General features: G+C 70.3%; 19 protein-coding genes. 11 read left to right on the forward strand and 8 right to left on the reverse strand.

What is annotated here, in order from left to right:
* Positions 1–8: 8 nt before the first annotated feature.
* Positions 9–2,024 (reverse strand): NADPH-dependent 2,4-dienoyl-CoA reductase, encoded by a 2,016-nt coding sequence (locus KCH48_RS31465; RefSeq protein ID WP_210578810.1) that lies wholly within the window; start codon positions 2,022–2,024, stop codon positions 9–11.
* Positions 2,025–2,060: 36 nt separating this feature from the next.
* Positions 2,061–3,245 (reverse strand): serine hydrolase, encoded by a 1,185-nt coding sequence (locus tag KCH48_RS31470; protein ID WP_210578813.1) that lies wholly within the window; start codon positions 3,243–3,245, stop codon positions 2,061–2,063.
* 267 nt (positions 3,246–3,512) lie between these two features.
* Here KCH48_RS31470 and KCH48_RS31475 point away from each other — a divergent pair, with 267 nt between their 5' ends.
* Entirely contained in the window at positions 3,513–5,183 is a 1,671-nt protein-coding gene (locus tag KCH48_RS31475) for a sigma-70 family RNA polymerase sigma factor (RefSeq protein ID WP_210578816.1), read from the forward strand.
* Here the strand turns inward: KCH48_RS31475 and KCH48_RS31480 are convergent.
* Positions 5,128–5,871: a glycerophosphodiester phosphodiesterase gene (locus tag KCH48_RS31480; RefSeq protein ID WP_210578818.1), complete on the reverse strand. Its 744-nt coding sequence runs from the start codon at positions 5,869–5,871 to the stop codon at positions 5,128–5,130. The genes KCH48_RS31475 and KCH48_RS31480 overlap by 56 nt on opposite strands.
* Positions 5,872–5,891: 20 nt before the next feature.
* The gene (locus tag KCH48_RS31485; protein WP_374104732.1) at positions 5,892–7,079 is read right to left on the reverse strand and encodes an adenosine deaminase; all 1,188 of its coding nucleotides are present in this window, start codon (positions 7,077–7,079) and stop codon (positions 5,892–5,894) included.
* A 23-nt stretch (positions 7,080–7,102) separates the two neighbouring features.
* On the opposite strand from KCH48_RS31485, the gene KCH48_RS31490 reads away from it, so the two are divergent.
* From KCH48_RS31490 to KCH48_RS31530, 9 genes are all read left to right on the forward strand, one after another.
* A complete protein-coding gene (locus tag KCH48_RS31490; protein WP_246886176.1) occupies positions 7,103–8,098 on the forward strand; it encodes a DUF4190 domain-containing protein in 996 nt (331 codons plus the stop codon).
* A gap of 235 nt (positions 8,099–8,333) precedes the next feature.
* Positions 8,334–9,863, forward strand: coding sequence for a gamma-aminobutyraldehyde dehydrogenase (locus KCH48_RS31495; protein WP_210578821.1), 1,530 nt, complete (start codon positions 8,334–8,336; stop codon positions 9,861–9,863).
* 52 nt (positions 9,864–9,915) lie between these two features.
* A complete protein-coding gene (locus tag KCH48_RS31500) occupies positions 9,916–11,163 on the forward strand; it encodes a spermidine/putrescine ABC transporter substrate-binding protein (protein ID WP_210578825.1) in 1,248 nt (415 codons plus the stop codon).
* A gap of 5 nt (positions 11,164–11,168) precedes the next feature.
* Entirely contained in the window at positions 11,169–12,314 is a 1,146-nt protein-coding gene (locus tag KCH48_RS31505; RefSeq protein ID WP_246886177.1) for an ABC transporter ATP-binding protein, read from the forward strand.
* Positions 12,314–13,243 carry an ABC transporter permease gene (locus KCH48_RS31510; protein ID WP_210578829.1) on the forward strand — a complete coding sequence of 310 codons (930 nt, stop codon included), beginning with the start codon at positions 12,314–12,316 and terminating at the stop codon, positions 13,241–13,243. Before KCH48_RS31505 ends, KCH48_RS31510 begins: the two co-directional genes overlap by 1 nt.
* Positions 13,244–14,044: an ABC transporter permease gene (locus KCH48_RS31515; protein WP_210578831.1), complete on the forward strand. Its 801-nt coding sequence runs from the start codon at positions 13,244–13,246 to the stop codon at positions 14,042–14,044.
* Entirely contained in the window at positions 14,041–15,444 is a 1,404-nt protein-coding gene (locus KCH48_RS31520) for an FAD-binding oxidoreductase (protein WP_210578834.1), read from the forward strand. Before KCH48_RS31515 ends, KCH48_RS31520 begins: the two co-directional genes overlap by 4 nt.
* Positions 15,445–15,574: 130 nt before the next feature.
* Positions 15,575–16,018: a hypothetical protein gene (locus KCH48_RS31525; protein WP_210578836.1), complete on the forward strand. Its 444-nt coding sequence runs from the start codon at positions 15,575–15,577 to the stop codon at positions 16,016–16,018.
* Positions 16,019–16,205: 187 nt separating this feature from the next.
* Positions 16,206–17,999, forward strand: coding sequence for a chitinase (locus KCH48_RS31530; protein ID WP_210578838.1), 1,794 nt, complete (start codon positions 16,206–16,208; stop codon positions 17,997–17,999).
* Here the strand turns inward: KCH48_RS31530 and KCH48_RS31535 are convergent.
* The 4 genes from KCH48_RS31535 to KCH48_RS31550 all read right to left on the reverse strand — a co-directional run bounded on the left by KCH48_RS31535 (position 17,938) and on the right by KCH48_RS31550 (position 20,752).
* Positions 17,938–18,780 (reverse strand): phosphatase PAP2 family protein, encoded by an 843-nt coding sequence (locus KCH48_RS31535; protein WP_374104733.1) that lies wholly within the window; start codon positions 18,778–18,780, stop codon positions 17,938–17,940. The two genes, KCH48_RS31530 and KCH48_RS31535, sit on opposite strands and share 62 nt — an antisense overlap.
* Positions 18,781–18,977: 197 nt before the next feature.
* The gene (gene gabT, locus KCH48_RS31540; RefSeq protein ID WP_210578843.1) at positions 18,978–20,312 is read right to left on the reverse strand and encodes a 4-aminobutyrate--2-oxoglutarate transaminase; all 1,335 of its coding nucleotides are present in this window, start codon (positions 20,310–20,312) and stop codon (positions 18,978–18,980) included.
* 108 nt (positions 20,313–20,420) lie between these two features.
* Positions 20,421–20,624, reverse strand: a complete 204-nt coding sequence (locus KCH48_RS31545) for a hypothetical protein (RefSeq protein WP_210578845.1) — start codon at positions 20,622–20,624, stop codon at positions 20,421–20,423.
* On the reverse strand, positions 20,594–20,752 hold the full coding sequence (locus KCH48_RS31550; protein ID WP_210578847.1) for a hypothetical protein: 159 nt from the start codon (positions 20,750–20,752) through the stop codon (positions 20,594–20,596). The genes KCH48_RS31545 and KCH48_RS31550 overlap by 31 nt, the downstream gene beginning before the upstream one ends.
* A 170-nt stretch (positions 20,753–20,922) precedes the next feature.
* Between KCH48_RS31550 and KCH48_RS31555 the strand changes: the two genes are divergently transcribed.
* Positions 20,923–23,055: an ATP-binding protein gene (locus KCH48_RS31555; protein ID WP_210578849.1), complete on the forward strand. Its 2,133-nt coding sequence runs from the start codon at positions 20,923–20,925 to the stop codon at positions 23,053–23,055.
* Positions 23,056–23,072 lie beyond the last annotated feature (17 nt).

Below are 23,072 nucleotides of genomic sequence, written 5' to 3' on the forward strand. Positions count from 1 at the left end.
CAGCGGAGCTAAAGCGACGCCGCGACCTCAGTACCCTGCTTGATCGCCCGCTTGGCATCCAACTCGGCGGCGACATCGGCGCCCCCGATGAGGTGCACGTTCCGGCCCGCGGCCACCAACTCCTCGTACAGCTCCCTCCTCGGCTCCTGCCCCGCGCACAGCACAATCGTGTCGACCTCCAGCACCGTGCTGGTGTCCCCGACCGTCACATGCAGCCCGGCGTCGTCGATCCGGTCGTACCGCACGCCCGGGACCATGCGGACGCCCCGGTGCTTGAGCTCGGCGCGGTGGATCCAGCCCGTGGTCTTGCCGAGCCCCGCGCCGACCTTGGACGTCTTGCGCTGGAGCAGATGGACCGTGCGGGGCGGGGCGGGGCGCTCGGGGGCGGTGAGTCCGCCGGGCTGCTCATACGTCATGTCGACTCCCCAGTGACGGAAGTACGTCGCCGGGTCCTCGCTCGCCTTGTCGCCGCCGTCCGTGAGGTACTCCGCGACGTCGAAGCCGATGCCGCCCGCGCCGAGGACCGCGACGCGGTCGCCGACGGGGGCGCCGTCGCGCAGGACGTCGAGATAGCCCACGACGCTCGGGTGGTCGACGCCGGGGATGTCCGGGGTGCGGGGGGTGACGCCGGTGGCGACGACGACCTCGTCGTAGCCGGACAGAGCGTCCGCACAGACCCGGGTGTTCAGGCGTACGTCGACACCGTGGGCGCCGAGTTGGTGGCGGAAGTAGCGCAGCGTCTCGTCGAACTCCTGCTTGCCGGGGACCTTGCGGGCCACGTTGAGCTGGCCGCCGACCTCGCTCGCGGCGTCGTACAGCGTCACCTCGTGGCCGCGCTCGGCCGCCGAAACCGCACATGCCAGCCCCGCCGGCCCCGCGCCGACGACCGCGACCCGTTTGCGCAGCCGGGTCGGGGAGAGCACCAGCTCGGTCTCGTGGCAGGCGCGCGGGTTGACCAGGCAGGAGGTGATCTGCCCGCTGAAGGTGTGGTCGAGGCAGGCCTGGTTGCAGCCGATGCAGGTGTTGATCGCCTCGGGTCGGCCCTCGGCCGCCTTGTTCACGAACTCCGGGTCGGCGAGCATCGGCCGGGCCATCGACACCATGTCGGCGCAGCCGTCCGCGAGCAACTCCTCCGCAAGCTCCGGGGTGTTGATGCGGTTGGTGGTGACGAGAGGTACCGAGACCTCGCCCATGAGCCGCTTGGTGACCCAGGTGTACGCGCCCCGCGGCACGGACGTGGCGATCGTGGGGATACGGGCCTCGTGCCAGCCGATGCCGGTGTTGATGATCGTCGCGCCGGCCGCCTCGACCGCCTTCGCGAGCGTGACCACCTCGTCATGCGTCGAGCCGCCCGGCACCAGGTCCAGCATCGACAGCCGGTAGATGACGATGAAGTCCTCGCCGACCGCCTCCCGCACCCGCCGCACGATCTCGACGGGGAAGCGCATCCGGTTCTCGTACGAGCCGCCCCACCGGTCGGTGCGGTGGTTGGTCTGCGCCGCGATGAACTCGTTGATCAGATAGCCCTCGGAGCCCATGATCTCGACCCCGTCGTACCCGGCCTGCCGGGCGAGACGAGCGGCGCGCGCGTAGTCGTCGATCGTCCGCTCCACGTCCTCGTCGCTCAGCTCGCGCGGCGGGAAGGGGCTGATGGGCGCCTGGAGCGGGCTCGGGGCGACGAGGTCCTGGTGGTAGGCGTACCGGCCGAAGTGCAGGATCTGCATCGCGATCCGCCCGCCCTCGCGGTGCACGGCCTCGGAGATGACCGTGTGCTGCTCCGCCTCGGCGTCGGTGGTCAGCTTCGCGCCGCCCTCGTACGGCCGGCCCTCGTCGTTGGGTGCGATGCCCCCGGTGACGATCAGTCCTACGCCGCCCCGGGCGCGGGCGGCGTAGAAGGCGGCCATCCGCTCGAACCCGCGCTCCGCCTCCTCCAGGCCGACGTGCATGGAGCCCATGAGCACGCGGTTGGGGAGGGTGGTGAAGCCCAGGTCGAGGGGGGTCAGCAGATGCGGGTAACGGCTCATTCGACTGTTGTAGAGGACATCCCCGCGATTATGCAACTAGTTGCACAAGTGGTCTCGCCCACTCACGCCCCGCTTGAGGGCCGCCCCTACGATCCGCTCCGCGACCGGGTTGAACGCCTCGTCCTTGGCGTTCGTGTCGTTGAGCGAGTAGACGACCGTCCGGCTCAGGTCACGGGTCGCGCCGATCGCCGTGCTGTAGCCGTACCGGGCGCCCGACTTGATCCAGTAGACCGTCCCCTCGTACACGAACCGCTGGAGCCCCGCGCTCATCGTCGCGTCCTTCATGGTCGCGTCCTTGACGCGCGGCACCGTGAACATCTCCCGCAGCTGCGGCTGGGGCACGATCCGCCCCCGGAAGAGCTTGTCGATCAACCGCTCCAGGTCGGCGGTCGTGGAGATCATGTCGCCGGCCGCCCAGCGGTCCGCCTGGTTCCACTCGGTGACGTCGACCAGCCGGGTCGTCCCGTCCGGCTGCTTCATCCTCTGGTAGCCGCGGTTGTGCGGGCCGAGGATGCGCGGATCGGTGCCGGGGAAGTACGTGTCCCACATTCCCGCGGGGCGCAGCACGCGGCGGGTGGCCTCGGTGGCGTACGAGTGTCCGGTCACCTTCTCGATCAGCATCCCGAGCACCGTGTAGTTGATGTTGAGGTAGTGCTGCTGCGTCCCGGGGCGGAACTCCGGTCCCTTCGCCACCGCCGAGGCCACCACCTGCCGCGGCGGCAGCGTGTCGAAGCGGTGCTCGTACACCTCCTCCAGGGTCTCGCCGAGGGCGTCGCCGAATTGGATGCCGCTGGTGTGGTTCAGCAGCTGCCGTACCGTGATCGGCTCGAAGCGCTTGCTCAACAGGCCGGGGAGGTAGTGCTGCACCGGCCGGTTGAGGTCGACCGCGCGTTCCGCCGCGAGCTGCAGGACGACGGCCGCCGTCACCACCTTCGTCGTCGAACCGGCCCGGAAGCGGGCATCCGGATCCGCCGCCCGTCCGCTGACCAGGTCCCGCACGCCCGAGCTGCCGTGCCAGCTGCCGCCTGTGCCGCCGACCCGGACCAGGGCGGCCGTCGCGTCCTCGTCCGGAAGCCCGGCGATCGCGGCGCACAGGGCCTTCGCGTCCGGGCCCGCCGTGGCGCGGGCGGAGGCCGACGGGGGCGCGGCTAACGCGGGGGCCGCCAGCGGGCCCGCGGTCAGGGCGACGGCGACACAGGCGGCGAGGACAGAGGTGCGCATGGGCTGCTCCTGGGGGAGGCGGGATGTTTGTGATGATCCTCTGCGCGTACGACGATCTCCGGATCGTCATCGAGAAGGGCACCCACCCTGGTGGAACCCCGAGCAACTCCCGCCCTCGGCACCGGAGTTCCCAGGGATCGCCCCTACGGGACCGGCACCGGCGCCGAAAAACTGTTATCGAGGCCGCCTTCACCCCGTCTCCGTATCTGTGATCTTCCTCATGGCGAGCCGCACAGTCACGGCTGAGAAGGTGCGTACGGACACGGAATGACACAGGAGAGGACGATTGTGGAAGGGCGGCAGTGGCGATCCACCATCGCGGCGGCGCAGGCCGGCGACCGGCAGGCGCTGGACGAGCTGGTCGCGGGCTGGCTGCCGCTGGTCTACAACATCGTCGGCCGCGCCCTGAACGGTCATGCCGATGTCGACGACGTCGTCCAGGAGACGATGCTGCGGGCCGTCGACAACCTCGGCTCGCTGCGCGACCCCGACAGCTTCCGGTCCTGGCTGGTCGCGATCGCCATGCGGCAGATCCGGGACCGGGCACGCCGCAAGCAGCCCGACCGGCTGGACGAGTCCGCCGCGCACGAGGCCACCGACTTCGCCGAACTCACCGTCCTGCGGCTCCAGTTGGAGGGCCAGCGGCGCGAGGTCGCGGAGGCGGTGCGCTGGCTCGACGACGAGGACCGGCAGCTGCTGTCGCTGTGGTGGCTGGAGGTCGCCGGTGAACTCACCCGGCGTGAGCTGGCCTCCGCCGCCGGCATCAGCCGCCAGCATGCCGCCGTCCGCGTCCAGCGGCTGAAGGAACGCGTGGAGAACGCGCGCGGCATCGTGCGCGCCCTCGACGGCGCCTGCCCCGAACTGCGCGAGGTGACGGCCCGCTGGAACGGCCGCCCCGACTCCGTCTGGCGCAAGCGGCTGGCCCGGCACATCCGCGGCTGCGGCTACTGCGGCGACGCCCGCCAGGCCGTCGTACCGGCCGAGCGGCTCCTCGTCGGGATCGCGCTGGTGCCGCTCCCGGTCGGCTTCACCCTGTCGCTGGCCTTCGGCGGCAAGACGGCCGTGGCCGCCACCTCCGTCGGCTGGTCCGCGAAGGTGCTGGGCGCGCTGACCAAGCCCGCCGTCGCGATGACGGCCGGCGCGAGCATCGTGGCGGGTGGTGCGTACGTCGTCACCCAGCCCCCGGCCGACCCGCCCCCGCGCGCGGCGGCCCCGACCGCGGCGAGCACCGCCCGCCCACCGGCCCCCTCCGCGCCCGCCTCGCCCACGGCGTCCCCCTCACCGTCCCCGACGCGGCAGCCCGACCTGTACGGCACCGTCGTGGACGCCGTCGACCAGGCACCGGACCCGAACACCCGGCCCGCCGCCCTCCCGCGCCGCCCCGAGTCCGGCATCACCAGCACCGGCGGCGCGAGGGCCGTCATGCAGCACCGCGGGGAGAGCGTGACGCTCAGCGGCCAGGGCTACGTCCTGGTGCGCTGGCAGATCGCCCCGCACGACCGGCCCGGCGGGCTGACCATGCCGACCTGGACCGGTCTGAAGGGCAAGCTCTTCCACGTCGCCTCCGGTGGCGGCCGTCGTATGGACGACGTCATCGGGAACGGCTCCGACCGCGGCTACGTCACCGGCATGGGCGGCCCGGACATCGGCTACACGGACCTTCCGGACGGCACCCAGCAGATGTGGCAGAACGAGTTCTTCTACGTCGACGGAACCGTCACCCTCAACGTCAACGAGCGCGGCGCCTCGTACGGCCTGACCGTCTTTCTCTCCAGCTGGGACAGCGTGACCGAGGACATCCGAAAGGGCCCCGACCAGGGCGCCATCCGCTACGGCCTGGTCCGCGACAACGGCAAGGACACCGCTCCCGTACCCCAGTACGTCACGCGAGCGACCCCCGCCGATCCGGCGACGGTGGCGCAGCGTTCGCGCCTGTAGTGCCCCGGGGTCCGCGCAGGGTGCACAGCGCGTCGATGCGGTTCGTCGTGATCGAGTCCACGCCGATGTCGACGAGTCGGCGCATGGAGCGGCGGGTGTCGGGCGTCCAGACGGAGACCAGATAGCCGTCCGCGTGGAGGCGGGCGGCGAGGTCGCGGTCGACCAGCGCGAAGCGGTAGTTGAGCCACCGCGGCCGCACCGCGTCCAGCAGGGCGGGCCGCGTCGGCGCCAGCGTCGTCCAGGTCAGCGCGATCTCGGCGGCCGGGTCGGCGGCGCGCACGTTGAGCATGGCGCCGGCGTCGGCGCAGTAGTACACGCGGTCGGCCGCCCCCGACTCCCGTACAACCCCCACGATCCGGCGCACCGCCTTCGCACTCGGCCCGCCGGGCAGATCGAGCATGACCCGGTGGCCGTCGGTGGCGGCGAGGGCCTGAGCCAGCGTCGGCACCCCGCCGTCCGTGAGCCCGTGCACCTCGGCCGCCGACAGCGAACTCAGCGGCCGGTCGTGCTCCCACAGCCGCTTGAGCGTGCCGTCGTGCAGCAGCACGGGCACGCCGTCCCGGGTGAGCCGTACGTCGATCTCGACCGCGTCCGCGCCCTGTCTGAGCGCGGAACGCAGCGAGCCGAGCGTGTTCTCGCGGAGCCGGTAGGGGTCGCCGCGGTGGGCCACGGCGGTCACGTTCTGCATGGGCCTCATGGTGGCGGCGGTCACGGCGCGAACCAGGCCGAGGTGTAGGTGTCGATCTCGTCCTTGATGCGCGCCTTGCCGGGCTCGTCGAGGAAGGACACCTCGACCGCGTTCTTCGCGAGGTCGGCGAGACCGCGCTCGTCGAGTTCGAGGAGCCTGGCGGCGACCGCGTACTCGTTGTTGAGGTCGGTGCCGAACATCGGCGGGTCGTCGGAGTTGATGGTGACCAGGACGCCGGACCGCATGAACTCCTTGATGGGGTGCTCGTCGAGGGTGCGGACCGCGCGGGTGGCGATGTTGGAGGTCGGGCACACCTCCAGCGCGATGCGATGCTCGGCGAGGTGCGCGAGCAGCTTCGGGTCCTTGGCGGAACTGGTGCCGTGCCCGATGCGCTCGGCACGCAGCTCGGTGAGGGCGTCCCACACCGTCTCCGGACCGGTCGTCTCACCGGCGTGCGGCACCGACCGCAGCCCGGCGGCCAGCGCGCGGTCGAAGAACGGCTTGAACTGCGGCCTCGGCACGCCGATCTCGGGCCCGCCGAGCCCGAACGACACCAGCCCCTCGGGGCGCAGCCGGTCGTCGATGGCCAGCCGCGTCGTCTCCTCGGCCGCTTCGAGTCCCGCCTCGCCGGGGATGTCGAAGCACCAGCGCAGTACGGTCCCGAAGTCGGCCTCCGCGGCCTTGCGGGCGTCCTCGATGGCGTCCATGAAGGCGCCCTCGTCGATGTTGCGCCGGGTCGAGGAGTACGGCGTGATGGTCAGCTCCGCGTAGCGCACCTGCTGTCGGGCCATGTCACGGGCCACCTCGTACGTCAGCAGACGTACGTCCTCCGGCGTGCGGATCAGGTCGACGACGGACAGATACACCTCGATGAAGTGGGCGAAGTCCGTGAAGGTGAAGTAGTCGACCAGGGCCTCGGGGTCGGTGGGCACCTTGGAGTCGGGGTGGCGGGCGGCCAGTTCGGAGACGATCCGGGGGGAGGCGGAGCCGACGTGATGCACATGCAGTTCGGCCTTGGGCAGTCCGGCGATGAAGGCGTGCAGGTCGCGCGGGGCGCCTGCGGCGACGTACTGGGTCAAGGTTCCTCCCCGGGAACGGCGTCCCCGGCCGGTGTCCGGCGGGACGCGGGTGATCGGCTGATCGATGACTCGGGGATCATCGTAGGCCGGGCCCCTGCCGTCGTGGCACGGGCCGTAGCATGACGGCACGCACGACAGAGGGGACCCCGCGCATGTCCGACGACGCGCAGACGCCGGAAGCGCGTGAGAACGCCGCAGCAGTCTGGCCGACGCCGCCAGGCGACGCGGCGGCAGCACCGGACGCGGCAGTGGCCGACGCGGCGGAGGTGCCGCTGGCCGAGGGTGCGGAGTCCGAGGTCGACCTGGAGAAGGCGGCCCCGGCGAGTGGGCGTGGACGTGGGGAGTCGACGGAGGGACGCGCGGACTCGGCGAGCGGCCCTGCCGACGCCCGTCCCGAGCCGAACCCCTGGTCTCCGCCCGCGGACGACACCGGCCCCGCCCCCTCCGTCCACGATCAGCCGACAGTGACGTCGGTCCCCGCGATGGGCACACCCCCTGCCCCGGCGGACGCCAACCGGGCGTGGGCGAACCCGGTGGCGCCGGACCCCGTGCAGACCCAGACACCCCAGCCCTGGGCAAACCCTTTCGCACCCCCAGCCGACGGCTCACCCAACCCCTTCGCCCCACCTGCACGGCCCGCCCACGGCGAGTCCGTCCCCCCGCCACCCGTAGCCCCCGACGGCCCCGGCCAGGTCGCATACGGCTACCCGGCAGGCCCCAGCTACCCGGCAGGCCCCAGCTACCCGGCGGGCTACGGCTACCCGTCCGGTCAGGGCTACCCGACCCCGGCCGACGCGGTCTACCAGCCCGGTCCCGGCTACCAGGCTGGTCCCGGCTACCCCACCGGTCCCGGATACCCGGCCCCGCCCGGCGCGGGCCACTACGGCTGGCCCGGTATGCATCCCGCGCCGGCCAACGGGATGGGCACGGCAAGCCTCGTGCTCGGCATCTGCGCGGCCGTCGTCTTCTGCCTGTGGCCGCTGGCCATCGTCCTCGGCATCCTCGCCGTGATCTTCGGCGTACTCGGCCGCGGCAAGGCCCGCAAGGGCGAGGCCACGAACGCCGGCCACGCCCTGGCCGGCATCATCTGCGGCGCGGTCGGCATCGCCCTGGGCATCGGCATGATCGTCCTGGTGTTCTCCCTCTGACACCACTCGCTCCGACGTCCGCTCCCTGAGCTCCTCCCAGAATCCACTGACAATCCGTCGCCCCTTCCTCATGCCGACTCGACACCTGGTCGACAGATTCCGTCGCGTAACCAAAAGGCAACAACGGAATCACTTGTTGGACGCCTATGGCTCTGTCAGGATCGGCACTCAAATCGAGCTGGAGCTACGCCACCCACCCTTATCACCAGGGGCGACGGCGGAGGAGAGCGACGACATGCACTACCCGGGAACCTCAGACCGATTCCCCGCGCAGGAACGCCTCGCGGCCGGTGCGCAGTTCATCGCGGGCCGTCTGACAAAGGGCACCTCAGGTCGTACGCACACGGTCGTCGACCCTGCGACCGGCGAGGACGTCTACACGTACGAGCTGGCCGGGACGGACGACGTCGACGCGGCTGTCGCTGCCGCACGCGCCGCCTTCCCGGGCTGGGCCGGGACCACGCCGGGCGAGCGTTCGGACGCGATGCACCGCTTCGCCGCCGTGCTCGCCGACCGCGCCGAGGAATTCGCCCGCGCCGAGTCCCTGCAGTGCGGCAAGCCGCTGAAGCTGACGCGCGAGTTCGACGTGCCGGGGACCATCGACAACATCGCGTTCTTCGCGGGGGCGGCCCGGCATCTCCAGGGGCAGTCGGCGGGGGAGTACTCCGGCGACCACACTTCGTACATCCGCCGTGAACCCATCGGCGTGGTCGGCTCCATCGCGCCCTGGAACTACCCCCTCCAGATGGCCGCCTGGAAGGTCCTCCCGGCGATCGCCGCGGGCAACACCATCGTCCTGAAGCCCGCCGAGATCACCCCGCTGACCTCTCTCCTCTTCGCCGAGGCCGCCACCGAGGCCGGTATCCCGGACGGTGTCATCAACATCATCACGGGGACCGGAAAGGAAGCCGGCGAGCATCTCGTCGGGCATCCCGACGTCGCCATGACCTCCTTCACCGGCTCCACCGCCGTCGGCAAGCGCGTTGCCGAGATCGCCACCGCCACCGTCAAGCGCATCCACCTGGAGCTGGGCGGCAAGGCCCCCTTCGTCGTCTTCGACGACGCCGATCTGGAGGCGGCCGTCAACGGCGCCGTCGCGGGCGCCCTCATCAACTCCGGCCAGGACTGCACGGCCGCCACGCGCGCGTACGTGCAACGGCCCCTCTATGACGAATTCGTGGAGCGGACCGCCGCCCTCATGGACACCGTCCGCCTCGGCGACCCCTTCCGGAGCACCACCGACCTCGGGCCTCTCATCTCGCACGTCCAGCGTGACCGCGTCGCCGGTTTCGTCGACCGGGCGCGTGCCTACGCGCGCGTGGTCACCGGCGGTGAGGCACCGCAGGACGAGCTCAAGAACGGCGCGTACTACCGGCCCACCCTCATCGCCGACGCGGCCCAGGACAGTGAGATCGTCCAGTCCGAGATCTTCGGCCCGGTCCTCGTCGTCCTCCCCTTCGACAGCGACGACGACGGCATCCGGCTGGCCAACGACACCCCGTACGGCCTGGCCGCCTCCGCGTGGAGCAGGGACGTCTACCGGGCGAACCGCGCGACCCGCGAGATCAAGGCCGGGTGCGTGTGGGTCAACGACCACATTCCGATCATCAGCGAGATGCCGCACGGCGGCTACAAGGCGTCCGGCTTCGGTAAGGACATGTCAACCTACTCCTTCGAGGAGTACACCCAGATCAAGCACGTCATGTTCGACAACACGGCGGTGCCCAGAAAGGACTGGCACCGCACGATCTTCGGGGACCGATAGCAGACAGGCCGCCCGACCGCGGCCGCCCATCCTCCGAAAGGGCACCAAGCGCATGGAGCAGTACGAGCCCGAACCGCTGACTCCGGTCCAGCTGGCCGCCATGCGGCGCAGCCTCCGGAGCGGCAGGGCCGCCCTCACCCGTCGTTCGCTGCTGCGCGCCTCCGCGGGCGGCGCGCTCGCGGTCGGCGGCCTCGGGGCGCTGAGCGCCTGCGGGATCCCCGCGGCCGGCAAGTCGGAGGGCGGCACCTCCGCGGAGGACTACTCGGCCAAGGAGAAGGAGATCAGCTTCTCCAACTGGACCGAGTACATCGACATCGACGAGAGCGAGAAGCACCACCCCACCCTCGAGGCGTTCACCAAGCGGACCGGTATCAAGGTCAAATACACCGAGGACATCAACGACAACAACGAGTTCTTCGGCAAGATCAAGCCGCAGCTCGCCGCGGGCCAGGCCACCGGCCGCGACATCATCGTCCTCACCGACTGGCTGGCCGGGCGCCTCATCCGCCTGGGGTGGGTCCAGAAACTGGACCCGTCCAACCTGCCCCACGCGTACGCCAATCTGTCGTCCCAGTTCCGCAGCCCCGACTGGGATCCCGGACGCGCCTACTCGTACCCCTGGCAGGGCATCTCGACCGTCATCGCGTACAACAAGAAGGCGCTCGACGGCATCGAGGTGAAGTCGGTCTCCGACATGCTCGACAACCCCAAGCTCAAGGGCCGCATCGGCTTCCTCACCGAGATGCGCGACAGCATCGGCATGACGCTGTTGGACATGGGCAAGGACCCGGCGAAGTTCACGGACGACGACTACGACGCGGCGATCGCCCGGCTCCAGAAGGCCGTCGACAAGGGCCAGATCCGCCGCTTCACCGGCAACGACTACACGTCCGACATCACCAGCGGCGACTTCGCGGCCTGTATCGCGTGGGCCGGTGACGTCGTACAGCTCAAGGCGGACAGCCCGGACGTCGACTTCGTCATCCCGGACAGCGGCTACATGACGTCGACCGACAACATGCTGATCCCCAACAAGGCACGCCACAAGACGAACGCCGAGCGGCTCATGGACTACTACTACGAGCCGGAGCCGGCCGCCCGACTGGCCGCCTACATCAACTACGTCTGTCCCGTGGACGGAGTGAAGCCCTACCTCGCGAAGATCGACGAGGGCGCGGCGGAGAACCCGCTGATCATCCCGGACAAGGAAATGGCCGCGAAGTCCCATGCCTTCCGCTCGCTGAGTTCGAAGGAAGAGACGGCCTATGAAGAGAAGTTCGCGAAGCTGACAGGGGCGTGACGACCATGACGAACGACAGCAGCGGTGACGTCCGCCTCTCCGGGATCAGCAAGACCTACGGCTCCTTCACCGCCGTACACCCGCTCGACCTGACCGTGCCGCAGGGCTCCTTCTTCGCCCTGCTCGGCGCCTCCGGCTGCGGCAAGACCACAACTCTGCGCATGATCGCGGGACTTGAGGAGCCGACGAGCGGCAGCGTCCACCTCGGCGACCAGGAGGTCACGCACCTGCCGCCGTACAAGCGGCCGGTGAACACGGTCTTCCAGTCGTACGCCCTCTTCCCGCACCTCGACATCTTCGAGAACGTCGCCTTCGGCCTGCGCCGACGCGGCATCAAGTCGGTGAAGAAGCAGGTCGGGGACATGCTCGACCTGGTGCAGCTCAGCGAGCAGGCACGCAAGAAGCCGCATCAGCTCTCCGGCGGCCAGCAGCAGCGTGTCGCCGTGGCCCGGGCGCTGATCAACACCCCCAAGGTGCTCCTCCTCGACGAGCCCCTCGGCGCCCTCGACCTCAAACTGCGCCGTCAGATGCAGCTGGAGCTCAAGCGCATCCAGACCGAGGTCGGCATCACCTTCGTGCACGTCACGCACGACCAGGAGGAGGCCATGACGATGGCCGACCGGGTCGCCGTGATGAACGCGGGCCGAGTGGAGCAGCTGGGATCGCCCGCCGACCTCTACGAGAACCCCAAGACGACGTTCGTCGCCAACTTCCTCGGCACGTCCAACCTGATCGAGGCCGAGGTCGACAACAAGACCGGCGGCGAGATCGTCGTCCGGGCCGGCGGCGGCAAGCTCGTCCTGCCCGAGGTGCGCTGCTCCGCGCCCACGACGACCGGCGGCAAGGTGCTGGTCGGCGTACGCCCGGAGAAGATCACCCTCACCCACGTCGACGACGCGGGCGAGATCCCCGAGGCCCGCAACCGCATCAGCGGCAAGATCGCGGCCACGTCGTTCATCGGGGTCTCCACGCAGTACGTCATCGACAGCCCGGTCTGCCCCGAGTTCGAGGTCTACGCCCAGAACATCGACCGTGACGCCCGGCTCGTCCCCGGCGCCGACGTCGTTCTGCACTGGAGCCCGGCGCACACCTTCGGCCTCGACGCGGCTCAGGACATCGACGCGGGGATCGAAGAAGAGGCGGCGGTCTGATGGCGACCCTCACCGAGGCGCCACCGCCTCTCGCGCCGGGCGCGCCGGAGAAGAAGCCGCCGCGCAAGCGGGGCCGCTGGACGCCGTACTGGCTGCTGCTGCCCGGCATCCTCTGGCTGCTGGTCTTCTTCGCGATGCCGATGATCTACCAGGCCTCCACGTCCGTGCAGACGGGCTCCCTGGAGGAGGGCTACAAGGTCACCTGGCACTTCGCGACGTACTGGGACGCGCTGTCCGAGTACTGGCCGCAGTTCCTGCGCTCGGTGCTGTACGCGGGCGCGGCGACCATCCTGTGTCTGGTCCTCGGCTATCCGCTGGCGTACCTGATCGCGTTCCGCGCGGGCCGCTGGCGGAACCTGATCATGATCCTGGTGATCGCGCCGTTCTTCACCAGCTTCCTGATCCGTACGCTCGCCTGGAAGACGATCCTCGCGGACGGCGGCCCGGTCGTCGGCGCCCTCAACACGCTGCACGTCCTGGACGTCACCAGCTGGCTCGGCTGGACCTCCGGCGACCGGGTGCTGGCGACTCCGCTGGCGGTCGTGTGCGGTCTGACGTACAACTTCCTGCCGTTCATGATCCTGCCGCTGTACTCCTCGCTGGAGCGCATCGACGGACGGCTGCACGAGGCGGCGGGCGATCTGTACGCCAAGCCGGTCACGACCTTCCGGAAGGTCACCTTTCCGCTGTCGATGCCGGGTGTCGTCTCCGGCACACTGCTGACGTTCATCCCGGCGGCCGGTGACTACGTCAACGCCGATCTGCTCGGCTCGACCGACACCCGCATGGTCGGCAATGTCATCCAGACCCAGTTCCTGCGGATTCTCGACTATCCGACGGCCGCGGCCCTCTCCTTCATCCTGATGGCCGCGATCCTCATCATGGTCACCCTCTACATCCGCAGGTCCGGAACGGAGGATCTGGTTTAAATGGCCTTCGTCAACTGGCTCAAGCGCCATTTCGTCGTCATCGCGGGACTGCTGACCCTCGGCTATCTCCTGCTGCCGAACGTCGTCGTCACGGTGTTCTCCTTCAACAACCCGAAGGGGCGCTTCAACTACGAGTGGCAGGAATTCTCGACGGACGCCTGGAAGGACCCGTGCGGTGTCGCCGACATGTGCGGCTCGCTGTCGGTCAGCCTCCAGATCGCGTTCTGGGCGACGCTCGGCGCCACGATCCTCGGCACGATGATCGCCTTCGCGCTGGTCCGCTACCGGTTCCGCGCGCGGGGTGCCGTCAACTCGCTGATCTTCCTGCCGATGGCGATGCCCGAGGTCGTCATGGCGGCCTCGCTGCTCACCCTGTTCCTCAACATGGGTGCACAGTTGGGATTCTGGACGATCCTCATCGCCCACATCATGTTCTGCCTCAGCTTCGTCGTCACGGCCGTCAAGGCGCGCGTCATGTCGATGGACCCGAAGCTGGAGCAGGCGGCGCAGGACCTGTACGCCGGACCGCTCCAGACATTCCTCCGGGTCACCCTGCCGATCGCTGCTCCGGGAATCGCCGCGGGCGCGCTGCTCGCCTTCGCGCTCTCCTTCGACGATTTCATCATCACCAATTTCAACGCGGGCTCGACCGTCACCTTCCCCATGTTCGTCTGGGGCTCGGCACAGCGCGGCACACCCGTCCAGATCAATGTCATCGGTACGGCCATGTTCCTGGTCGCCGTACTGCTGGTGCTGGCCTCTATGGTCATCAGCAATCGCCGGAACAGGCAAAAGGCATGACCCGTTGGACAAAGTCACTCTCTGAAGTCCAGCCGGTCTCGTACTGGCTGGACGACCCGGGAAAGCCGCACCCCGAGCCCGCCCTCACCGGCGCAGAGACCTGCGATCTGCTGGTCGTCGGCGGTGGCTACAGCGGACTGTGGACCGCGCTGATCGCCAAGGAGCGCGACCCGGCGCGGGACGTGGTGCTGGTGGAGGGCCGCGAGGTGGGCTGGGCCGCCTCGGGCCGCAACGGCGGCTTCTGCGCCGCCTCGATCACGCACGGCCTGGCCAACGGGATCGCCCGCTGGCCGGACGAGATCCACAAGCTGGAGCGGCTGGGCGCCCGCAACCTCGACGAGATCGAGGCGGCGGTCGCCCGCTACTCCATCGACTGCGACTTCGAGCGCACCGGCGAGATCGACGTCGCCACCGAGACGTACCAGGCGTGGGAACTCCGCGACTGGTACGAGGAGATGGAGCGCCGGGGTCTGGCCGACGGCGTGGAGTTCCTGGACGCCGAAGCGGTACGGGAACAAGTCGACTCACCGACATTCCAGGCGGGCCTCTTCGACCGCCGCGGCATCGCCATGCTCCACCCCGCCAAGCTCGTCTGGGGCCTCAAGCGCGCGTGCCTCGAACTCGGCGTCCGCGTCTACGAGCACACGCCCGCGCTCACCTTGAAGCCGTACGGCGCCGGTATGGCCGTACGCACCCCCTACGGCTCCCTCCGCGCCCGCCGCGTCGCGCTCGGCACCAACATCTTCCCCAGCCTGGTCAAGCGGGTCCGGGCGTACACCGTCCCGGTCTACGACTACGCGCTGATGACCGAGCCGCTGACGGCCGATCAACTCGCCTCCATCGGCTGGAAGAACCGCCAGGGTCTCGGGGACTCGGCGAACCAGTTCCACTACTTCCGGCTGTCCGCCGACAACCGCGTCCTGTGGGGCGGTTACGACGCGGTCTACCCGTACGGCGGCCGGGTGCGCGCCGAGTACGACGACCGCCCGGAGACGTACGCCAAGCTCGCCGGGCACTTCTTCACCTGCTTCCCGCAGCTGGAGGGGCTGCGCTTCACGCACGCGTGGGGCGGCGCGATCGACACCTGCTCGCGCTTCTCGGCGTTCTTCGGCACCGCGCACCAGGGGAAGGTGGCGTACGCGGCCGGGTTCACGGGCCTGGGCGTCGGCGCGACCCGCTTCGGCGCCGACGTGATGCTGGACCTGCTGGCGGGGGAGCGCACGGAACGCACGGAGCTCGAGATGGTGCGCAAGAAGCCGCTGCCTTTTCCGCCGGAGCCCTTCGCCTGGACCGGGATCGCGCTGACGAAGTGGTCGCTGGCCCGCGCGGACGCGCACGGCGGGCGGCGCAACCTGTGGCTGAGGACGATGGACCGGTTGGGGCTCGGCTTCGACAGCTGACGGTGACGCTGACGCGAGCCTCTGCTTCAGTTCACTCCGACGAGTTGTGCGAACTCGCGTAATGCCGCCGGGAGACCTCCCTCTCCTTCGTGACGCGCTCTGCGTCGACGAGAGACGAGGAGGTCTTCTCATGACAGGCGCGAAGACGGCGGTCGAGTGGCTAGCGTCCGTCGCACCGGACCCCGAGGCCTGCCGCTGGGAGTGGGAGCGCAACCCCCTTGGGGTCGCGCTGCTCCCGGCCGGCAAAGCCTGGGATGTCCTGATCCTGCCGGGTGCGCTCGGCTACCCCACCCTCGACGTGCTGACCCGCATCATCGACCAACTGGGGCCCGTGCTGGCCGACTTCGGTGACGCGCGGATGGGGTTCTTCGTGCCGCCGGGCACGGCCGCGCGCTGGCTCGGCACGGGGATCCGCACGGCGGGGGCGGGGACGTGGATCGTCGTGCCGTATCCGGGACGTGCGAGCGGGGGAGTTCGGTGGCTGGTCCCACCGGACGGGTCCGGCACGCTCACGGATGCGGGGCTGCTGGAACTGGCTATGCATGAGGCTGCGGCTGGCTTGGCGGGCGACTAAGGGGGTGGCGGGATGGGTTGTGTGTCGGCTGCAGCGTCGTCGTGGCTGGTCGCGCAGTTCCCCGCGCCCCTTCAGGGCGTTGTCGGGGTCGGCTGTCAGATCGTTGCTGGAAGTCTTGACAAGGTGATTGGTCTGGACCAAATTGTGGGCGCTCCACCCTCCAATTCCCCCATGTCCGGAGGCCCTTGTGGATCGCACCAGACCCTTCGTCGCCGCCCTGACGGCCACCGTCCTGGCCGTGCCCGGGATCACCGCGCTCTCGTCGGCCGCCCGTGCGGCCGACGCGGACCTGGCCCGCAACGGAGGATTCGAATCCGACCTCGACGGCTGGACCTGCGCCTCGGGTACGACGGTCAACTCGCCCGTACGCACCGGTGGTTCCGCGCTCCAGGCAACCCCGGCCGGCAGCGACAACGCCCGGTGTGCGCAGACGGTGACCGTGAAGCCCGACTCGCAGTACACGCTCTCCGGTTACGTCCGCGGCTCCTACGTCTACCTGGGCGCGACCGGCACCGGCACCACCGACGTCTCCACCTGGACCCAGTCCGCCCCCGACTGGCAGAAGCTCACCACGACCTTCCGCACCGGCGCCGCCACGACCAAGGTCACGATCTACACGCACGGCTGGTACGGCACCGGTGCCTACCACGCCGACGACATATCGCTCACCGGGCCGGGCGTGGACGCGGGCCAGCCGCCCGCCGCGCCCACGGGACTGACGCTCGGCACCGTCACCTCCACCAGCGTGGCGCTGTCCTGGTCCCCGGTCGCCGGCGCCTCCGGCTACGCCCTCTACCGCGACGGGGTGAAGGTCCGTACGGTGACCGGCACTTCGGCCAACGTGACCGGGCTGTCTCCGTCCACGGCGTACGGCTTCCAGGTCGCCGCGGTGAACGACGCCGGCGAGTCCGCGAAGACGTCCACGGTGACCGCGACGACGACCGCGGGCACCGGCGATCCCGTGGAACTCCCACCGCACGCCCTCGTCGGCTACCTCCACGCCAGCTTCGCCAACGGCTCCGGCTACACGCGCCTGGCAGACGTCCCCGACAGCTGGGACATCATCGACCTGGCCTTCGGCGAGCCGACCTCGGTCACCTCCGGCGACATCCGCTTCGACCGCTGTCCGGCCGCCGAGTGCCCGAACGTGGAGAGCGACGCCGACTTCAAGGCCGCGATCAAGGCCAAGCAGGCGGCCGGCAAGAAGGTGCTGATCTCGATCGGCGGCCAGAACGGCCAGGTGCAGCTGACGACCACCGCGGCCCGCGACACCTTCGTGTCCTCCGTCTCGAAGATCATCGACGAGTACGGCCTCGACGGCCTCGACATCGACTTCGAGGGCCACTCGCTCTCCCTCAACGCCGACGACACGGACTTCAAGAACCCCAGGACGCCGGTGATCGTGAACCTGATCTCGGCCGTGAAGACCCTCAAGGCCAAGTACGGCGACGACTTCGTGCTGACGATGGCCCCGGAGACCTTCTTCGTCCAGCTCGGCTACCAGTACTACGGCACGGGCCAGTGGGGCGGACAGGACCCGAGGGCGGGCGCCTACCTCCCGGTGATCCACGCCCTGCGCGACGACCTCACCCTGCTCCACGTCCAGGACTACAACTCGGGCCCGATCATGGGCCTCGACAACCAGTACCACTCCATGGGCGGCGCCGACTTCCACATCGCGATGACCGACATGCTGCTCACCGGCTTTCCGGTCGCGGGCAACGCGAGCAACGTCTTCCCGCCCCTGCGCCCCGACCAGGTCGCCATCGGCATGCCGGCCTCCGTCAACGCGGGCAACGGCTACGTGGCCCCCGCCGAGGTCGTGAAAACCCTCGACTGCCTGACGAAGAAGAGCAACTGCGGCTCGTACGCCACCCACGGCACCTGGCCCGCCCTGCGCGGCCTGATGACGTGGTCCATCAACTGGGACCGCTATGCGAACTGGGAGTTCCAGCGGACGTTCGACGGCTACTTCGGCTGACGCCCAGGCGCACGCACAGCACGAACGCCGTCAGCAGCACCGCACCGAGGCACCAGCTGGCCACCACGTCCAGTGGCCAGTGGTAGCCGCGGCGGACCAGGCCGAAGCCGACGCCTGCGTTGAGCGCGACGCAGAGGAGGACGAGGGCGCGGCGGGCCAGGGCCGTGCGGAGCCAGGGGAGGAGGAGCAAGGTGGCACAGCCGTAGGCGATGGCGGCCGTGGCCGTGTGGCCGGAGGGGTAGTAGCCGGTGGCGGGCGGCACAGCCGGGGTGCCGGGGCGGTCGGTCAGTACCTTCAGCGGGACGACCACGGCCGGGACGAGCGCCATCAGGACGGCCGCCGCGGTGACCGGCAGCCACCAGCGGTCTGTACCACTGCGGCGGGAACGCCAGGCTGCGTACCCGAGGGCGACCGCGAGAACCGGCACCGCGACCGGGACGCCGCCCAGGTCGGCGAGGAGTTCGGAGATCCGGTCCGGGTGCACGAGGGCCCGGCTGACGCGCGCGTCGAGGCGCAGCAGCGGGCCGTCGACGACGACCTGCCAGGTGATCAGCGCGAAGAGAAGGGCCGGAAGGCCGAGAAGGAGGAAGGAGGCCGGCCGCCCCGGAACAGGGGGGGTGGTTCCGGGGCGGCCGATCAGATCGGATGGTCGGCCGCCCCGGGGGGTTTGGGGCGGGCGACTGTCCGATCGGTGAGGAGATCCAGAGCCGGAGGCTCCGGTTGTGTGCGCGAGGGCACGACCAGGTCGAAGCTGGGGAGGCCCCGGCCTGTAGCCGCCCACAGTCCCCTGTGAGCGGGGTGTATCTCTCATCTGGGTAGAACCTACGGCAGGGGGTGGGCGTACGACAGGCGGAATCGCGTCCCGTCATCCACCTCGCACACGTTCTTCACACGCTCTGACGGCCGCCGTCCCGGCCCTGGAATCCCGCTGGACGACAAGGCTGGGGCGGGTGGGGTTCATGAGGTGTGTGCGGCGGCTCAGATGGAGGCGAAGGCCTGCTCGATGATGTCGAGGCCCTCGTTCAGGAGGTCCTCGCCGATGACGAGCGGGGGCAGGAAGCGGAGCACGTTGCCGTAAGTGCCACAGGTCAGGACCAGCAGCCCGTCCTGGTGGCAGGCCTTGGCGAGCGCGGCGGTGGCCTCCGGGTTCGGCTCCTTGGTGGTGCGGTCCTTCACCAGCTCGATGGCGATCATCGCGCCACGGCCGCGGACGTCGCCGACGATGTCGAACTTCTCGGCCATCGCGGACAGCCGGGCCTTCATCGTCGCCTCGATCGCCTTCGCCTTCGCGTTGAGGTCGAGCTCCTTCATGGTCTCGATCGAGCCGAGCGCACCGGCGCAGGCGACCGGGTTGCCGCCGTAGGTGCCGCCCAGGCCACCGGCGTGCGCGGCGTCCATGATCTCGGCTCGACCGGTCACCGCGGCGAGCGGGAGGCCGCCGGCGATGCCCTTCGCCGTCGTGATCAGGTCCGGAACGATGCCCTCGTCCTCGCAGGCGAACCACTGGCCGGTGCGGCAGAAGCCGGACTGGATCTCGTCGGCGACGAAGACGATCCCGTGGTCGGCGGCGAACTTCCGCACGGCCGGCAGGAAGCCCTTCGCCGGCTCGATGAAGCCGCCCTCGCCGAGCACCGGCTCGATGATGATCGCGGCGATGTTCTCCGCGCCGACCTGCTTGGACATCTGGTCGATGGCCTGCGCGGCGGCCTCGGGGCCCGCGTTCTCAGGCCCGGTCGGCCAGCGGTAGCCGTAGGCCACCGGCACGCGGTACACCTCGGGCGCGAACGGCCCGAAGCCGTGCTTGTACGGCATGTTCTTGGCGGTCAGCGCCATCGTGAGGTTCGTACGCCCGTGGTAGCCGTGGTCGAAGACGACGACGGCCTGCCGCTTGGTGTACGCACGGGCGATCTTGACGGCGTTCTCGACGGCCTCGGCGCCGCTGTTGAACAGCGCAGACTTTTTGTCGTGGTCGCCCGGCGTCAGCTCCGCCAGCGCCTCCGCGACCTCGACGTACCCCTCGTACGGCGTGACCATGAAACAGGTGTGGGTGAAGTCGGCGAGCTGCGCGGACGCCCGGCGTACGACGGCCTCGGCGGACGCGCCGACGGACGTCACGGCGATGCCCGACCCGAAGTCGATCAGCCGGTTCCCGTCGACGTCCTCGATGATTCCGCCGCCTGCCCGCGCGGTGAACACCGGCAGCACGGAGCCCACGCCCTGCGCGACCGCGGCGACACGGCGGGCCTGCAGCTCCCTCGACTTCGGACCGGGGATGGCGGTGACGACGCGGCGCTCCTGCGGGATTGCGGTCATGAGGGGCTCCTGGGGTGGTGCGGACGCTTTGGCGTTCTCTTCTTTTCTGGTCCTTTCTCGCAGGCTAGGACCGGGAGCGGGGGGCGGGCATGCTCCATGTGGGCGTTGTCAGGGGTTCCGGTTGTCCGCGGTGGACATGGCGACGCCGAGCGGACGGGCACCGCCGGGGACGGAGACGACGCGGCGCGGCTGCGGATCGCCCGCCATCCACAGTCCGGTGGCGGTCGAGTCGACGTACACCCGGAACGGGCTCGGCGTCAGGACACGTCCGTCGACCCGGATCAGCTGCTGCCTGCCGGCGGTGGGGCGCATACGGCCGTGCCACCACATCGGTACACGGCCGAGGCCGCCGACACCACGGCGGGGCGCACCGGGACGCGGAAGCCGGTGAGGAGGAGGAACACGACGTTCAGCCCCGTCGCGTCGCGCGGTCGTCCCACGCGAAGTGCCCCTCGCCGACGGCCGCTTGATCGGTCACCCGCACATCCCCGTTTCGTCCAATCTTGGTCCGCTCCGCGTGCCGCACGGCGCCAGCGGTGAACTCCCCTTGCCGGGGCGTTAGATTGACTCGCGGACGGTGGACGGAACGGCTGCTCAGGGGGCAAGCGCGATGGACAGCGACGGGACGCAGGACGCGCGGGGTACGCATGCGAATCCTGTGCCGCGTCCGGCGGGACCGCCGGCCGTGCCCGCGGTGCCGCCGCGGCCCGCGGAGGCACCGGGCGTGCCGCCACGGCCGGACGGCTCGGCGTTCCTGGCGTGGCTGCGGGCACCCCGCCCGGAGGCGGCGCCCGGAGTGTGGCGGTTCGGACATCGGCCGCGGCCGGCGGAGGAGCCGGAGGTCATTCCGGCGCGGCAGTTGATCAGCGGGGCGCTGATCGCGTTCCTGGTCGGCTGGTTGATCTGGTCGTTGCTGCAGAACGGCTACCTCGGCACCTGGTGGTGGGTTCCGTTGTTCCTGCTCACCCCCGACTCCTGGCGCGGAACGGAGAGTGAACTCGGCGAGGTCGGCAGTGCCTTCGTCTACCGGGGCTACGAGCTGATCGTCGCCTTGATCATCATGGTCGGAGTCGGCAGGCTCGGCCGCTGGGGTGAGGTGTGGCGCCGCTTCGTCGCTCCCCACCTGCGGCGTCGACAGCCCCAGGAGGCGGCCCCCGCCCTCGCGGACGACCCCGCCCAGTGGAATCAGCTCCGGGGCGCCGGTGCCGTGGAGGCCGCCGAGCGGCTCGCGAGTGACGCGCGGGACGGGCTCATGCGGGACGTCGACCACGCCCGGATCGCCCGTGCCTGGCAGGGCGTGCGCAGCGGTCGGCACAGTCTCGCCACCTTCACCGGTGCCGTGCTGAAGGACGGCGCCGCGGCCTGTCTGCATCCCTCCGGGGCGCGTGATCTGCCGACCCGGGTGGCCCGGCACGACCTGCTCACCGGGCAGGTTCGGCTCGGTACGACGGCCGACGACGCCCGTAACCCGTATGCCTACCGAGGGGCCGGCCTCGGCCTCGGTCCCGAGCTGCTCGGCACGTCGCTGCTGGCCGTGGGGCCGGCGGGTTCCGGCAAGACCGGGAGTGTCGTCCGGCCGATCGCCGAGTCGCTGTGCCTGCACGCACTCGCCGGGCGGGCCGCCGTCGTCGTGGTCGGCGGGGCGGGCGCGGGGCTCGGCCCGGCCGACGCGTATGACGTCGTCGTACGGATCGGGAATCCGGAATCCGTGTACGACCTGGACCTGTACGGCGGGACCACGGACCCCGATGAGGCCGCGGCCGTGCTGGCCGAGGCGCTCGTGGGGGATATGGCCGATCCGCATCCGGGCAGTGACAGCCGCCGGTCCACGACGGTGCTCGCGCAGTTGCTCGGACCGTTCCGGGCGGTCCATGGGCGCTTCCCCTCCGTGCCGGAGCTGCGGCAGCTGCTCGACGGGGCACCCGGTCCGCTCGATGCGCTGCGTACGGGCCTCCAGGACTCCGGCCGGGAGTCGCTGCTGCGTGAACTGGACGCGCGGGCGCGGCAGATGGGGCAGCCGGGTGATGTGGCCGGGGTCCTCGCGGACCGGGTGGCGTTGCTGGACCGGCCGGCGTTCGCGGGGTTCTTCGACACGTCGGGCCAGTCGCGGCCGTTCTCGCTGAAGGCCCTCGACCATCCGGTACGGGTGCGGATCGATCTGCCCGAGCGCGGTCACGCGGAGGCCTCGCGGATGCTGGCGCGGCTGGTGCTCGCGCAGTTCACGGCGAGTGTGGCGGTGCGGGAGGACCGTTCGCTGTTCGCCTGTCTGATCCTGGACGACGCCTCGGGTGTCGTCACGCCCGAAGCCGTACGGGGGATTCAGCGGCTGCGGTCGGCGCATGCCGGCGTCGTCCTGACCCTGCGCACCCTCGACGACGTACCGAGGCCGCTGCGCGGTCCGCTGCTCGGGGCCGCCGGATGCCGGATGGCGCTGTCCGGGCTGACGCCGTGGGACGGGCAGGACTTCGCCGAGGTGTGGGGCAAGGAGTGGACCGAGGCGCGGGACGTCACCGACCGGCAGATCATCGCGGAGACCCCGGCCGGGAAGGCCGTGCACATGCTGCGGCGTGTGATCACCGGCAAGGCGCCGACCGCGCGGGCGGTGACCGTACGGCAGGTCGAGCGGGAGCGTTGGTCCGCGTCCGAGTTGGCGCACGGTGTGCCGCCGGGGCATGCGGTGTTGTCGTTGACGACCGTGCAGGGGGAGCACGCGCCGCCGCTGCTGGTGGATCTGCGGGACTGACAGCCGGATAACGGGGA

The sequence above is a fragment of the Streptomyces sp. GESEQ-4 genome (assembly GCF_017948455.1).
Classification (GTDB): Bacteria; Actinomycetota; Actinomycetes; order Streptomycetales; family Streptomycetaceae; genus Streptomyces.

Bases quoted from the DNA above. Each gene is read 5' to 3' on its own strand.
- KCH48_RS31475 (WP_210578816.1), top strand. From the start codon at position 3,513: ATGACACAGGAGAGGACGATTGTGGAAGGGCGGCAGTGGCGATCCACC.
- KCH48_RS31515 (WP_210578831.1), top strand. From the start codon at position 13,244: ATGGCCTTCGTCAACTGGCTCAAGCGCCATTTCGTCGTCATCGCGGGA.
- KCH48_RS31520 (WP_210578834.1), top strand. From the start codon at position 14,041: ATGACCCGTTGGACAAAGTCACTCTCTGAAGTCCAGCCGGTCTCGTAC.
- KCH48_RS31500 (WP_210578825.1), top strand. From the start codon at position 9,916: ATGGAGCAGTACGAGCCCGAACCGCTGACTCCGGTCCAGCTGGCCGCC.
- KCH48_RS31495 (WP_210578821.1), top strand. From the start codon at position 8,334: ATGCACTACCCGGGAACCTCAGACCGATTCCCCGCGCAGGAACGCCTC.
- KCH48_RS31480 (WP_210578818.1), bottom strand. From the start codon at position 5,871: ATGCAGAACGTGACCGCCGTGGCCCACCGCGGCGACCCCTACCGGCTC.
- KCH48_RS31510 (WP_210578829.1), top strand. From the start codon at position 12,314: ATGGCGACCCTCACCGAGGCGCCACCGCCTCTCGCGCCGGGCGCGCCG.
- KCH48_RS31490 (WP_246886176.1), top strand. From the start codon at position 7,103: ATGTCCGACGACGCGCAGACGCCGGAAGCGCGTGAGAACGCCGCAGCA.
- KCH48_RS31555 (WP_210578849.1), top strand. From the start codon at position 20,923: ATGGACAGCGACGGGACGCAGGACGCGCGGGGTACGCATGCGAATCCT.
- KCH48_RS31465 (WP_210578810.1), bottom strand. From the start codon at position 2,024: ATGAGCCGTTACCCGCATCTGCTGACCCCCCTCGACCTGGGCTTCACC.
- gabT (WP_210578843.1), bottom strand. From the start codon at position 20,312: ATGACCGCAATCCCGCAGGAGCGCCGCGTCGTCACCGCCATCCCCGGT.
- KCH48_RS31505 (WP_246886177.1), top strand. From the start codon at position 11,169: ATGACGAACGACAGCAGCGGTGACGTCCGCCTCTCCGGGATCAGCAAG.
- KCH48_RS31470 (WP_210578813.1), bottom strand. From the start codon at position 3,245: ATGCGCACCTCTGTCCTCGCCGCCTGTGTCGCCGTCGCCCTGACCGCG.
- KCH48_RS31525 (WP_210578836.1), top strand. From the start codon at position 15,575: ATGACAGGCGCGAAGACGGCGGTCGAGTGGCTAGCGTCCGTCGCACCG.
- KCH48_RS31545 (WP_210578845.1), bottom strand. From the start codon at position 20,624: ATGCGCCCCACCGCCGGCAGGCAGCAGCTGATCCGGGTCGACGGACGT.